Source organism: Pseudonocardia asaccharolytica DSM 44247 = NBRC 16224, from assembly GCF_000423625.1.
Lineage (GTDB): Bacteria > Actinomycetota > Actinomycetes > Mycobacteriales > Pseudonocardiaceae > Pseudonocardia > Pseudonocardia asaccharolytica.
In genome coordinates this window covers 1-13,148 of sequence record NZ_AUII01000023.1, presented here as the reverse complement: position 1 = coordinate 13,148, position 13,148 = coordinate 1, and the positions used below count along the sequence as shown (strand labels likewise).

The 13,148-nt window shown below is 70.6% G+C and carries 13 protein-coding genes and 1 tRNA gene; 8 read left to right on the top strand and 6 right to left on the bottom strand.

The features are described 5' to 3' along the window. The first annotated feature begins 47 nt into the window (after nucleotides 1–47). The 5 genes from G567_RS32295 to topA all read left to right on the top strand — a co-directional run bounded on the left by G567_RS32295 (nucleotide 48) and on the right by topA (nucleotide 5,554). On the top strand, nucleotides 48–575 hold the full coding sequence (locus G567_RS32295) for a hypothetical protein (RefSeq protein WP_028931249.1): 528 nt from the start codon (nucleotides 48–50) through the stop codon (nucleotides 573–575). 68 nt (nucleotides 576–643) lie between these two features. Further along, nucleotides 644–1,201 (top strand): hypothetical protein, encoded by a 558-nt coding sequence (locus G567_RS0119125; RefSeq protein ID WP_028931248.1) that lies wholly within the window; start codon nucleotides 644–646, stop codon nucleotides 1,199–1,201. Between the two features lie 84 nt (nucleotides 1,202–1,285). Next, nucleotides 1,286–1,879 (top strand): hypothetical protein, encoded by a 594-nt coding sequence (locus G567_RS0119120; protein ID WP_028931247.1) that lies wholly within the window; start codon nucleotides 1,286–1,288, stop codon nucleotides 1,877–1,879. 66 nt (nucleotides 1,880–1,945) lie between these two features. Then, nucleotides 1,946–2,548, top strand: a complete 603-nt coding sequence (locus G567_RS0119115) for a hypothetical protein (RefSeq protein ID WP_037057697.1) — start codon at nucleotides 1,946–1,948, stop codon at nucleotides 2,546–2,548. Nucleotides 2,549–2,875: 327 nt separating this feature from the next. Beyond that, nucleotides 2,876–5,554: a type I DNA topoisomerase gene (topA, locus tag G567_RS29890; protein WP_051233306.1), complete on the top strand. Its 2,679-nt coding sequence runs from the start codon at nucleotides 2,876–2,878 to the stop codon at nucleotides 5,552–5,554. A 71-nt stretch (nucleotides 5,555–5,625) separates the two neighbouring features. Here the strand turns inward: topA and G567_RS0119105 are convergent, their stop codons facing one another. After that, a complete protein-coding gene (locus G567_RS0119105) occupies nucleotides 5,626–6,099 on the bottom strand; it encodes a GatB/YqeY domain-containing protein (RefSeq protein WP_028931245.1) in 474 nt (157 codons plus the stop codon). 46 nt (nucleotides 6,100–6,145) lie between these two features. Here G567_RS0119105 and G567_RS0119100 point away from each other — a divergent pair, with 46 nt between their 5' ends. Together G567_RS0119100 and G567_RS0119095 are read left to right on the top strand one after the other, a co-directional pair. Further along, nucleotides 6,146–7,087 (top strand): metallophosphoesterase, encoded by a 942-nt coding sequence (locus G567_RS0119100; protein ID WP_028931244.1) that lies wholly within the window; start codon nucleotides 6,146–6,148, stop codon nucleotides 7,085–7,087. A gap of 35 nt (nucleotides 7,088–7,122) precedes the next feature. Next, nucleotides 7,123–7,199 (top strand) — tRNA-Pro (locus G567_RS0119095). A gap of 578 nt (nucleotides 7,200–7,777) precedes the next feature. Here the strand turns inward: G567_RS0119095 and G567_RS33440 are convergent. The 4 genes from G567_RS33440 to G567_RS0119070 form a co-directional block, all read right to left on the bottom strand. After that, a complete protein-coding gene (locus G567_RS33440) occupies nucleotides 7,778–8,359 on the bottom strand; it encodes an integrase core domain-containing protein (RefSeq protein ID WP_211223970.1) in 582 nt (193 codons plus the stop codon). Nucleotides 8,360–8,420: 61 nt separating this feature from the next. Then, the gene (locus G567_RS0119080) at nucleotides 8,421–8,723 is read right to left on the bottom strand and encodes an HD-GYP domain-containing protein (protein ID WP_245585710.1); all 303 of its coding nucleotides are present in this window, start codon (nucleotides 8,721–8,723) and stop codon (nucleotides 8,421–8,423) included. Nucleotides 8,724–8,809: 86 nt separating this feature from the next. Next, complete coding sequence (locus tag G567_RS0119075) at nucleotides 8,810–10,039, bottom strand: RNA polymerase sigma factor (RefSeq protein WP_028931242.1); 1,230 nt, start codon at nucleotides 10,037–10,039, stop codon at nucleotides 8,810–8,812. Next, nucleotides 10,036–10,383 carry a YciI family protein gene (locus G567_RS0119070; RefSeq protein ID WP_028931241.1) on the bottom strand — a complete coding sequence of 116 codons (348 nt, stop codon included), beginning with the start codon at nucleotides 10,381–10,383 and terminating at the stop codon, nucleotides 10,036–10,038. The genes G567_RS0119075 and G567_RS0119070 overlap by 4 nt, the downstream gene beginning before the upstream one ends. Before the next feature lie 252 nt (nucleotides 10,384–10,635). Between G567_RS0119070 and G567_RS0119065 the strand changes: the two genes are divergently transcribed. After that, nucleotides 10,636–11,349, top strand: a complete 714-nt coding sequence (locus G567_RS0119065) for a DUF1345 domain-containing protein (protein ID WP_028931240.1) — start codon at nucleotides 10,636–10,638, stop codon at nucleotides 11,347–11,349. Nucleotides 11,350–11,445: 96 nt separating this feature from the next. Here the strand turns inward: G567_RS0119065 and G567_RS0119060 are convergent, their stop codons facing one another. Next, nucleotides 11,446–12,651, bottom strand: a complete 1,206-nt coding sequence (locus tag G567_RS0119060; protein ID WP_028931239.1) for a DUF418 domain-containing protein — start codon at nucleotides 12,649–12,651, stop codon at nucleotides 11,446–11,448. Between the last annotated feature and the right edge of the window lie 497 nt (nucleotides 12,652–13,148).

The following is a 13,148-nucleotide window of genomic DNA, read 5'->3' as shown; positions in this document are numbered from 1 at the left end:
CGCTGGCCCGCGCGGCACCAGCATCCCCAAGGGGACCGGAGGGACAGATGCGTGTTCGGACGTCGATCTGCGCGGCCGCCGTGGCGCTGATGGCGTTGCTGGCTGCCGGATGCGGCGGCGGGGCCGATGACGCCGAGACGACCGCGTGGGCGGACAAGATCTGCGGCTCCTACGTCTCGTTCCGCGAAACCCTCACCGCGGCGGTACCCACGACCAGCGCACCCGATCATGCTCAGCAGGTGCAGCAGCTCAGTGTGTTCGCCGAGAACGTGGTCGCCGCAGCCCAGGAGGCGATCGCAGGGATCGACACGGCCGGGGCGCCGGACGTGGACGGCGCCGCCGCCGTCGCGGCGACCCTGACCCAGCGGATGACACAGATCCAAACGACCTTCGCCGCCGCGAAGGCCCAGATCGAGGCGGCGCGCGACCAGGAGGCGCTGGCGCAGTCGATCGTGCCCCTGCAGGAGCTGGCCCATCTCCCCGACCCCACCAGCGAGCTGACCGCCAACGCCGATCTGCGCCGGGCCGTCGATGCCGCACCGAGCTGTCAGCGGCTGCGCGCGAGCGGCGGTTGAGCACCACCTCGCGGCGCCCGGCTCCGCACCGCCCCCGAATCATCCCCTCGCCCGAACCGGAGCCGGTCATGTCCAGCCCCACCCGTCCCGTCCGTCTCGCCCTCGCCGCCTGCGCGGCGTTCCTCGCCGCGGGCTGCTCGACACTCACCGGGGGTAGCCCGCAGGCCGATCCGGTCGCCTGGGTCGACAGCGTGTGCGGCGCGACGCTGCCGTTCAACGACGCCGCCACGGCCACCCCGAACCTCCAGTTCTCCGACCCCGCCGCGGCCGTCCAGAGCCTCTCGGGCTATCTCGAGTCGACGGGCACCGCCGTGCAGGGCACGCTCGACTCGCTGGACGCGGTGGGACCGTCGCCGATCGAGGGCGGCGACGCCGCGGTCGAACAGCTGCAGTCCCTGCTGACGGGGGTGAAGCAGGCGTTCGATACGACGCGGACCACGCTCGGGTCCGTCGACACCTCCAGCCCGGAAACCCTTACCGCCACGCTGCCCGCGGCGCTGGCGCCGATGGAGGATCTGCGGAGGCTGGTCGAGGGGACGGCGGCGCTGGAGGTCAGCCCCGAGTTCAGGGCCGCCGCCGAGCAGGCGTCGAACTGCAGGAAGATGCCCGACCTGTTCGGCGGCTGAGCGCCCCCTTCCCGACCCCCGGCCGGGAAGGAGGCAGACTGGCCCGGGAACGCAGGCACATCTCGCGCGACCGGGGGAAGGCGCATGACTCGCACGGCCCGCCTCGCCGCTGCCACCGCCGCGCTGGGCGCGTTGCTGCTCGGGGGCTGTTCCACCACGGTGACCGGCACGCCGGGACCCGACCCGGCCCCGGCGCCCACCGAGGGCCGCGGCAGCGACCCGGTGGCCTGGGCCGACCGGGTCTGCGGCTCGGTCGTCACTTTCACCCGGTCCGCCCTGGACAAGCCGGATTTCGACAGCGTCCCCGACCTTGCCGGCATCAAGCAGGTGCTCAGCGACTATCTCGGCACGATCGTGACCGGGCTCCAGCAGGGCCAGACCCAGCTCGACGCGGTCGGACGCGCTCCGATGACCGGCGGGGACGAGGCGGTGACCCGCATCGACGACCTGCTCCGCCAGTCGGAGCAGAAGTTCGCGGCGGTGAAGACGCAGGTCGACGGGGCGGACACGAGCGACCCGGACGCGTTCAAGGCGACGCTGGCCGGCGCGCAGGATGCGCTGGAGAAGATCTCCACACCGGACGTGCTGGCCTACCTCGCCGAGATTCCTCGCGCGAACCGGGCCGCCCAGAAGGCGGCGAGCTGCCAGCAGCTGGCAAGCCTCGCCCCGCCGGCCTGAGTCGCGGGCCGCACGTCCGGCGCGCCGCGGATGCTCGCGTCGAACGCGTGTTCTACCGTGCGTGGCGTGTGCCAGCTGTCGCTGTTCTCCGCGGAGGCGCGCCCGGTGCGCCTTGCGGACCTGGCCGGGCTGCTGTGCGGCCCGGGCCAGATCGTGCGGTTCGGGACCGGGACGACGGCCCGGCTGAGCATCGTCCTGGCTGATCCCGCCCGCGCCCCGGCCGTGCGCGCCGTCGCGGCGGCCACCGGCGTCCGGCTTGAGACGGTGACCACCGAGAGCAGTGCGATCGTGTTGCGCACGGCGTTCCGCTGCGACCTCGTCGGTATCGCGGGACAGTGGATGCGGGGCGCGGCGAAGGCCGTGCCCGACGGCTTCCAGCTCGATGGCTCACTGCTTCGCCTGTGGGCGCTGGCCGCGGGCCGCCCCGACGGGCGCGGCGGTTATCTGCTCGCGCTCGACCCGCATGCCACGCAGACCCATCAGCCGCTCATCGCCGCGGCGACGCGGGCCGGCATCCCGCCTGCGCGGGTGGGAAGGGGCTGGGGCGCTCCGGCGTTGCGCATCGGCGGAACGCGCCGGGTGCAGCGACTCGTGGAGTTGGTCGGGCCGCCGCCAGGCGGGGTACCCGTCACGGAGTGGCCGCGGTGTTGGGGTCGGGACCGCTCATGACGCTCTTGGTTACGCTGCCGCTCGTCGTGTTCGAGTCAGGCGTGACGAAAGCAACACATCGGGTCGGTGTGCGAACGTGGCGGCCAGCATCCGTGGTACAGGGATACTGGCGAACCTGCCCCGAAACGGGCGGAGGACGACCCGAGCGGCCGGTTGGCCGGCCTACGGACACGTCGCGATCGCGGCGTGGTCGGCGACGATGGAGTTAGGACCAAGGTGGCAACCCGAACGACGAGCTCGAAGGTCGGCACCGGCGACGGCGTCCGCAACAGTGCTGGTGGGAGCCGTCGCAACGGCGCGCGTACCGCGACGGCGGCGGGCCGCCCGATGCGGCGGCTGGTGATCGTCGAGTCGCCCACCAAGGCCAAGAAGATCGCCCCCTACCTGGGCAACGACTACGTCGTCGAGTCCTCCGTCGGCCACATCCGCGACCTGCCCCGCGGCGCCGCGGACGTGCCCGCGAGGTACAAGGGCGAGGCGTGGGCCCGCCTCGGGGTGGACGTGAACAACCAGTTCCAGCCCCTCTACATCGTCACGCCGGAAAAGAAGGGGAAGGTCTCCGAACTCAAGGACGCGCTCAAGAACGCCGACGAGCTGCTACTGGCGACCGACCCCGACCGTGAGGGCGAGGCCATCGCCTGGCATCTGCTCGACACGCTCAAGCCGAAGGTCCCGGTCCGGCGGATGGTGTTCCACGAGATCACCGAGCCGGCGATCCGGGCCGCCGCGGAGAACACCCGCGACCTCGACCAGGATCTGGTCGACGCGCAGGAGACCCGGCGCATCCTCGATCGGCTCTACGGCTACGAGGTCTCCCCCGTGCTGTGGAAGAAGGTCATGCCGAAGCTGTCGGCAGGCCGGGTGCAGTCGGTCGCGACGCGGCTGATCGTGCAGCGCGAGCGGGAGCGGATGGCGTTCGTCTCTGCCGAGTACTGGGACATCGCCGCGACGCTCGACGCCGGCGCCGGCGCCAGCCCGCGCACCTTCGGGGCGCGGCTGGTCGGGATCGATGGCGACCGGGTGGCCACGGGCCGCGACTTCGGCCCCGACGGGCAGCTGCGCGGGGACGCCAGGGTCCTCGACGAGGCCGGCGCCCGGCGGCTCGTCGAGGCGCTGTACGGCCGCGATCTCACCGTCTCCAGCGTCGAGGCCAAGCCCTACACCCGCCGCCCGTACGCGCCGTTCATGACCTCGACCCTGCAGCAGGAGGCGGGCCGTAAGCTGCGCTTCTCCGCGGAGCGCACGATGCGGACCGCGCAGCGGCTCTACGAGAACGGCTACATCACCTACATGCGTACCGACTCGACGACACTGTCGGAGTCGGCGATCGCGGCGGCTCGCGCGCAGGCCCGCGAGCTCTACGGCGACGCCTACGTCGCCCCGTCGCCGCGGCAGTACACCCGCAAGGTGAAGAACGCCCAGGAGGCACACGAGGCGATCCGGCCCAGCGGCGAGACCTTCCGGACGCCGGGGGAGCTCGGCGGTCAGCTCGACGGCGACGACTTCCGGCTCTACGAGCTGATCTGGCGGCGCACGGTCGCGTCGCAGATGGCGGACGCGCGGGGCACCACAACGCGCCTGCGGATCACCGGCACCGCGGCGACCGGCGAGGAGGTCACGTTCGCCGCCTCCGGCCGCACGATCACCTTCGCCGGCTTTCTCAAGGCCTACGTGGAGACCGTCGAGGAAGGCAGCGGCGGCGAGGCCGACGACGCCGAGTCGCGGCTGCCGGAGCTCACCGAGGGCCATCCGGTCACCGCCACCGCGCTCGACCCGGACGGGCATTCCACGAACCCGCCTGCCCGCTACACCGAGCCGAGCCTGGTCAATGCGCTGGAGGAGCGCGGGATCGGGCGGCCCTCGACCTATGCGTCGATCATCAAGACGATCCAGGACCGCGGCTACGTGTGGAAGAAGGGCAGCGCACTGGTGCCGTCCTGGATCGCGTTCGCCGTGGTCGGGCTGCTGGAGCACCACTTCGGCAGGCTGGTCGACTACGACTTCACCGCCGCGATGGAGGATGAGCTCGACGCGATCGCGGCGGGCTCGAACTCCCGCACCGACTGGCTGCACGGCTTCTACTTCGGTGCCGAGCAGGGCACCGATGGGTCGGTGGCGCGCGCGGGCGGGCTGAAGAAGCTGGTCGGCGTGAACCTCGAGGAGATCGACGCCCGCGAGATCAACTCGATCCCGATGTTCGACGACGTCGTGGTGCGGGTCGGGCGCTACGGGCCCTACCTGGAGAGGCAGGGCGCGGGTGAGGGACCGTCGCAGCGGGCCAACCTGCCCGAGGATCTTCCGCCGGACGAGCTGACCGCCGAGGTGGCCGAGAAGCTGTTCGCGGTGCCGCAGGAGGGCCGCGTGCTGGGCACCGACCCGGTCACCGGACACGAGATCGTCGCCAAGGAGGGCCGGTTCGGGCCCTACGTCACGGAGCTGCTGCCCGAGCCGGCCGAGGACTCGTCGAACGGCGCGAAGCGGAGGACCACGAAGCCGAAGCCGCGGACCGGGTCGCTGTTTCGGAGCATGTCGCTGGACACCGTGACCCTCGAGGACGCGCTCAAGCTGCTGTCGCTTCCCCGGCTGGTCGGCGTCGACCCGGAGAGCGGCGCGGAGATCACCGCACAGAACGGCCGGTACGGACCGTATCTGAAGAAGGGCACCGACTCCCGCTCGCTGGCCAGCGAGGAGCAGCTGTTCACCATCACCCTCGACGAGGCGCTGGCGATCTATGCCCAGCCCAAGCAGCGGGGACGGCGCACGGCCGCAGCCACCCCACCGCTGCGCGAGCTGGGTACCGACCCTGCCACCGGCAAGCCGATGGTGATCAAAGACGGCCGGTTCGGGCCGTACGTGACCGACGGCTCCACCAACGCGTCGCTGCGCAAGGGCGACAGTATCGAAGAGATCACCGACGAGCGTGCCGCGGAGCTGCTGGCGGAACGGCGGGCGAAGGCGCCCGCGCCGCGGAAGAAGACACCGGCGCGGAAGGCGCCCGCGAAGTAGGCCCGCACCCCCATATCATCCCGTGAGTGTGTAACAGTGTTCTAACACTGTTACCCACTCACGGGGACGGTTCAGCTGGGCTGGAGCAGGTTTCTCACCGCCGCCGCGACCCGGCCCCCGTCGGCCCGTCCGGCCACCGCCGCGGTCGCCTTCTTCATGACCTGCCCCATCTGCCGAGGGGCGGGCTGCTCGCCGAGCTCGGCGGCGGTCTCCTCGACGGCCCGGAACGCGATCGTGGCGAGCTCATCGTCGGTGAGCTGAGTGGGCAGGTAGCGGGCCAGCACCTCGCCCTCGGCGCGCTCCTGCGCGGCCAGCTCCACCCGTCCCGCCGCGGCGAACGCGTCGGCCGACTCGGCCCGCTTCTTCGCCTCCTTGGCAAGGACCTTGACGACCTCGGCGTCGTCGAGCTCCCGGGCTTCCGAGCCCGCCACCTCGGCGGTGTTGATCGCCGTCAGCGCCATCCGCAGGGTGGACTTGACCAGCTCGTCCCGGGACTTCATCGCCGCGGTCAGGTCGGCGCGCAGCCGGTCCTTCAGTTCGCTCACGGGCGCCAACGCTAGTCCACCCGAACCGGGTCGTACGCTGCACGACGTGAACAGCTGGGCTCGGTTCGCGTTGGGCGCGGCCACCACCGGAGCCGCGACGGTCGCCTATGCCGCCGGGGTGGAGCGACGACGCTGGACCCTGCGCGAAGCGATGCTCCCGGTGCTCGCGCCAGGGATCCGGCCGTTGCGGATCCTGCACATCTCCGACCTGCACATGACACCGGTGCAGACCGGAAAACAGCGCTGGGTCGCCGAGCTCGCCGCGCTGGAGCCGGACGTCGTCGTCAACACCGGCGACAACCTCGCCCACCGCCGGGCCGTGCCCAGCGTTCTCGCGGCGCTCGGCCCCCTGCTCGAGCGGCCGGGCCTGTTCGTCTTCGGCAGCAACGACTACTTCGGCCCGCTGCCGAAGAACCCGCTGCGCTATTTCCGGCGCCACGAGGACCGGGTCCACGGGGATCCCCTGCCGTGGCGCGACCTGCGGGCCGCGCTCGTCGAGCGCGGATGGGCGGACGCGACGCACACCCGGATCGCCCTGGACGTCGACGGGGTGCGGATCGCCGCCGCCGGGGTGGACGATCCGCACCTGAGCCTGGACTGCTACCGGCGGATCGCCGGCCACCCCATCGGTGAGCCCGCCCTGCGGTTGGGCCTCACCCACTCCCCCGAGCCCCGGGTACTCGACGGCTTCGCCGCCGACCGCTACGACCTGGTGCTTGCCGGGCACACCCACGGCGGACAGCTGCGGGTGCCGGGCGTCGGCGCGCTGGTGACCAACTGCGGGCTGGACCGGTCGCGGGCGCGCGGCGCGTCGCGCTGGGGGGCACACACCTGGCTGCACGTGTCGGCCGGGCTGGGTACCTCACCGTTCGCCCCCATCCGGTTCGCCTGCCCGCCCGAGGCCACGCTGCTGACCTTGGTGGCCCGGCCGAGCAAGCCCCACGCCCGGTGGAGCACCCCCGCGTCGGCCGCCGCGGACGTCAGCTAGACTTCCTCCCGGCCGCCGAGAAGACGGCAGGCCATCGGGGTGTGGCGCAGCTTGGTAGCGCGCTTCGTTCGGGACGAAGAGGTCGCAGGTTCAAATCCTGTCACCCCGACCACACAAACGGCCTGGTCAGAGGCTCTGTCGAGAGCTTCCAGCCAGGCCATTCGTCGTTGCTGGGGCCGCTGAGTGTCCCGCAGCTCCCGCGGCGTCCAGTCCTGCGCGGGCAGGCCCGCCATCGTAGCGATCTTCCGGAACGCCCGCCGGACGTTGGCCGCGCCCAGCTGCGTGCCGACCTCCGAGGCGAACACGAGGTCGTGGTCGTGCCACCGTGCGCCGACCAGCCGCCGGGCCGCGGCCTGACGGAACCACTGCGACCGCAGCGCATCGACGCACCGCCGCGGAAGCGCGAGCGTCCGGCGCGACTTCCGCGTCTTGGTGTCCCCGCCGGCCCGGACCGAGCCCCACACCATGATGTGCGGCGGACCGGCGGATCGGCCTCCGGGTTGCCGTCGAGATCCACATGCGACCGGGTGAGCGCCCGCAGCTCCTCGGTCCGCGCCCCGGTGAGCAGCGACAGCACGACGTCGGCGCCGATCGTCGAGCCGTCCGCGACGTCGAGCAGCTTCTCGGGCTGCACCAGCGTCAGCACCTTAGACGGCCACGCGGCAGCCCTGTGCGACTGACGGAGGCTGGTTACGCCTGGGTGGGGCTGGTGGTCTTCTGGCGGAGCCTTTCATAGGGGGTTTGGCCGCCGAGGCCGCCGTGGGGGCGGTGGTAGTTGTAGTAGTCCTCCCACTCGCGCAGCTTGTTGTCGAAGGAGCTGCTGTCGTCGATGACGACGCCGTCGAGGAGGCGGTAGAACTCCTCGACGGCGATGCGGTGCGAGCGCTCCACCTTGCCGTTGAGCCGGGGCGTGCGGGGCTTGATGTAGACGTGCTGCAGTCCTTGGTCGAGGGCGTGCCAGCGGAACGCGGACTGGAACTCCGCACCGTTGTCGGTCTGGATGACCTCGACCCGAAACGGCAGCCGTGCCAGGACGTGGTCGAGGAAGGCGATCGCGGTCTTCTGATCGGCCTTCGGGTAGACCTTGAGCACCCGCAGCCGGGTGCAGTCGTCGATCGCGGTGAATTGGTAGTAGCGGCGCCGGCGTCGTGCGGTCAGCCCGGTGGTCTCCACGATGTGGGGCTGCGAGCTCGACGCCGTCCCCGCTGCGGCGGCTGCTCCGCCGGTGGCCGTGGTGGGGAGGGCTTCGATGAACTTGACGTCGATCTGCACCCGGTGCCCGGGTTGGGCGGCCCCCTCGCGAGCAGCACGAGCACCTCGACCTCGCGCGCCGTCAGCCCGCCCGGCAGCGCACGCGGTGCCCGGCCACAGCAAGGACGGCGTCGGTTGCCGCCCCGTCGACTCGGCCGGCGAGGACCTCGGCGCGGAGCAACCGCTGCGCCTGCGCGGGCAGGTGCGCGGACCGGTGCGGGCAGGGTTCGGTCAGGGCATGATAAACGTCGGCGGCGGCCAGAATACGGGCGGGCGCCGGGATGGCCGTGGCGGTGAGGCCGCGCGGATAGCCGGAGCCGTCGAGGCGCTCGTGGTGCAGGCCTGCAACCGCGGCGATGCCGGCCAGCACCGACGAGCAGGCCAGCGTCCGTTCGGCCAGGTAGGGATGGGTGCGGACGCGCTCGCGTTCGGCCTTGCGAGTCTCCGGACCACTCCGGTGTGGCGGCGAATCTACCCGGCCAGCTGCCCGCGCCGGCGCGAGAGGAAGGCCCGTTCGGCGGAGTTGTCGGTGGCCGCGATGGCGGCGTCGTACTCCGCGCGTGCCTCGGCCGACCGGCCCAGCCGGCGCAGCAGATCGGCGCGGGTGGCGTGCCAGGCGTGGTATCCGGTCAGCTCGAGCCGGTCCATTTCCGCCAGCCCGACGGCAGGCCCGTCGAGTTCCGCGCTCGCGATGGCCCGGTTGAGGGCGGCCACCGGTCCGGGGTCGACCACGGCGAGCTGGTCGTAGAGCGCCGCGATCTGGTGCCAGTCGGTGTCGGCCCACGAGGGCGCGTCGGTGTGGACGGCGTTGACCGCGGCCAGCAGCTGATAGCGGCCAGGGGGCCGCCCGGTCTCCCGGGCCCGGGCCAGGCACTCGCGCACGAGGTCGTGACCCTCGGTGATGAGTGCGTGGTCCCACCCGCCGCGGTCCTGCTCCGGCAACGGCACCAGCTCCCCGTCTGCCACCCGGCTCGCCCGGCGGGCGTCGGTCAGCAGCATCAGCGCGAGCAAGCCGGTGGCCTCCGGCTCGTCCGGCAGGAGCGACCGCAGCACCCGCCCGAGCCGGAGCGCCTCGTCGGCGAGCTCAGCTCGGATCGGCTCGTCGCCGGCGCTGGCGAGGTAGCCCTCGTTGAAGACGAGGTAGACGACGGTCAGCACCCCGGCCAGCCGCTCGGCGAGGTCGTCCACCGACGGCACCCGGTACGGGATCTTGGCGCCCTTGATCTTTGCCTTGGCGCGGGTGATGCGCTGGGCCATCGTCGTCTCGGAGACCAGGAACGCCGCCGCGATCTCGGCGACGGTCAGCCCACCGAACAGCCGCAGGGTCAGGGCCACCCGGGCCTCGGGTGCGAGGGCCGGGTGACAGCAGGTGAAGATCAGCCGAAGCCGGTCGTCCTCCACCACGCCGGTCGGCTCGTGGGGCGTGTCGTCGTGGATCATCAGGGCCGCCTGGTGTTTGGCGTCCCGCTGCTGCTCTCGCCGGATCCGGTCAATGGCGCGGTTGGCCGCGGTGGTGGTCAGCCACCCGCCCGGGCTGGGCGGTACGCCGTCCACCGGCCACTTCTCGAGGGCGACCAAGAGCGCCTCGCTGGCGGCATCCTCGGCGACGTCGATATCGCCGAAGCGGCATACCAGTGAGGCGACGACCCGCCCGAACTCCTCGCGGAAGATCCATGCGATCGCCTCCGCGGGCTCCGTCATACGCCCTGGAACGGCCGCACCTCGACCTTGCCGCGGCAGGCCTGCGAGCCCTCCTTGGCCCACTGCAGCGCCGCGTCCAGGTCGGGGGCCTCGATGACCCAGAAGCCACCGAGGTACTCCTTCGACTCCGCGTACGGCCCGTCGGTCACGATCGGCTTGTCACCGGTGTTGTCGACGGTGGTCGCCTGGTCGATCGGCATCAGCCCGCCGGCGAACACCCACGCCCCCTCGCCCTGCAGCTTCTGGTTGAACCGGTCGACCGCCTCGAACACCGGCTGCATCTCCTCCACGGGCGGGAGCTTCTCGTCGACGCCGTGGTGCACCGACAGCAGGTACTGGGTCATGTCGTCCTCCCCTGATCGGGCGGTCCCCTCTGGCCGCCTCTCACCCTCTCCACGAACGAGCCGGCGACGATACGACACCTTGGCAGAAAAAGCGCTCAGAAGACCTCCAGGAGCCCTTGGCGGAGCGGCGCACGTCCCACTTTGGTGATCACCGGACGCCCGGACGCACCCGGTGCCTGAGGTGCTCGTGAAGCCGAGGAAGGGCCACGCGACGCCGCCGGCCCCCTGTGCTCGTCCCGCTACCCTTTCGGCATGGGTGGGACGCTGCGGCGAGCCCGGGGTCATGTAGGCGCAGCCTTCCGGGCCGCGGGTCATGTGCTCGGCGTCATGCTGCAGCTCGGGCTCGTCGTTCTCGGTCTGACCTTCATCTTCATCACCGAAGATCATGAGACCGCGGTGCTTCAACTGCTGTCCTGGTGCCTTCTCGGTTCGATCTACTGGGTGGCGATCGTCGTATCGTTGTCGCTTTCGACGAGGCGACCATCCGATGATGTCGAATCGTTCGGTGCGAGATTTGAAGCGAGCCGGGTTTCCCGCGCGATCGCGACGGTCGCCACGTTCCTGTCGAGCGCGATGGGGCTCGGCGCTGCCAGCGAGCTGATCGTGTTGCGAAATGAGCCGCAGTGGCAGGGCGCCATTGAGTTCATCGCGGTCTGGGCGATGGTGCTGTCGTGGGGTCTCTTCCACTGGGGATATGCGCAGATCTACTACCACCGCTACTACGCGAGCAGCAGACGCCGGCCGCTCGAGTTCCCCCTGACCCCCGAGCCGCGATGGACGGACTTCGTGTATTTCTCGTTCACGAATGGTACGAACTTCTCGGTTTCCGATGTCGTCGTCGTCGACTCACGGATGCGGTGGACCGTCATCTGGCACACGACGTTCAGCTTCTTCCTGAACGCGCTCATCATCGTTCTCACGGTGAACACCATCATGAGCGGCGACGTACTCACCATCACCACCTAGCGCTAATTCTCGTCGCGGTACCCGAGCCGCGCAGATCGCGTCCACACCATGAAACAGCAATATGGTGACCTCTCATGACTGTCTCGATTTGAACTCTCAACGAGCTTGCACGACATCGGTGGGTTGCCGCGCAGTCCGGCCAACATTCGGCTTGCGATAGGTCAAGCGACGCAGCAGCACTTCGGCAGGGCCTCGATAACCCCGTCGACGCATGAACTCGGCCAAAAGTACGGTCATCACCCACGTCGCGATTGCCACCACGGCGACGGGCGCGACCGTCAGACGGTCCCCCAGGCCACCGCCGTACGAAGCCAGCACCGAAACAAACACCACCGACTGCAGCAGATATGCGGTCATCGACCGCTGACCGCAGGCCGCCAGCGCGGTGATGGCCACTCCGCGCCGCCGGCTCACTCGAATGGCGACAAGCCCGGCGACCGCGGCGTAACCAATCCCCCCCGCATAGCCCGTGACGGTATGCGCCGCCGCGGTCAGTACCAATGCCTCGGCGGAGGGCTTCGGCCACCAGCCGGCCCCCATCAGCGCCATCGGCAGCCCACCCACGACCGCCAGCCCGGCACCGATGACCCCGACCCGCACCAGCAGACGCCGATGCCGTTCGGGGTCATCGAGCACCCGTCGCCGCGCTGCCCAAATCCCGAGCAGCAGCGGCGGCACCAGGTTGACCAGCGAATTGAGGAGCACACCGGGCAGCCACTCCCCGATGCGGTCCGCGGCCGCCGCCACCGCATCCGTGGTCGTCGCCGCGGTCCCGGGATCAGGGGGGACGGAGTGAGCCAATGCGCCCAGCATTGCCACCGGCACCATCCACACCGCCGCCGCGAGCAACAGCGTCCGGTCGCTCGCGCGCGTCAGCACCCCAGCGAGCATGACCCCGAGCACTCCGTACGCGCCCAGGATGTCTCCGGAGAAAAGCAGCGACGCGTGCAGAAAACCGAAGAGCACCAACCACCAGCCCCGCCGGCGAATTAGTTTACGGACCGTCACCGAGCCAACTCCGACGGAGGTATTCCTGCGGAGCAGCTGGATCATCCCGTAACCGAATAGAAGCGCGAACATCGGATAGGCACGGCCGTCGACCACAATCATCTGAAGAAACACGACCACCTTATCCGGAATCGATTGCGGAACCGGATATCCCCGCACACCCTCGGGACGGCCATACAGATAACCAGGAGCGTTGGCCGATGCGATGAACAGGAGCATCGCGCCGCGCGCCAGATCTGGTGCCAGCGACCGAGCGGTCACCGAGATCGCGGCCGGAGCGGGAGACCCGCTCATCCTGGAGTCCGTCACGGGTTCGCCCCATTCAGTATGAGCAGGCAGAGTCGATCGAGCCGGCGGTTCTGGCCGGTCAGCCACGCACACAGGCTCGCGTCGGGCAGCCTGCTCGAACGAGGGTGCCCACCCCAGATCTGCCGAGCAGGAGCCCCCGAACTGAGCTGGGGGTAGCCCCAGAGCGTCGACGTAATTGATCTGCCTGATATGTGAGCAGGGCGGGTGCGACCTACCTGAAGGCGCTGCCCGAGACACCGCCCTCGCTCGTCGCGCCGGGGTTGGTGTGCGGGTGATCGCTGCGCGTGGGACAGCCGCTCTGGAGGGCCGAGAGGTCCGCAATTCTCTCCATGCCGACGAGGCAGGCAGGGAGCGGCTCGACGTGCAGCACCCCAAGCCGTTCGGTTGCTCGGCTGATTCCCTATGGGGGCTTGGGTGTCAAGGGGGGTCGGTGGCGGGGCGACCGGTTCAGCCGGTCACGGCGGCGGTCTTGACCGGTGTCG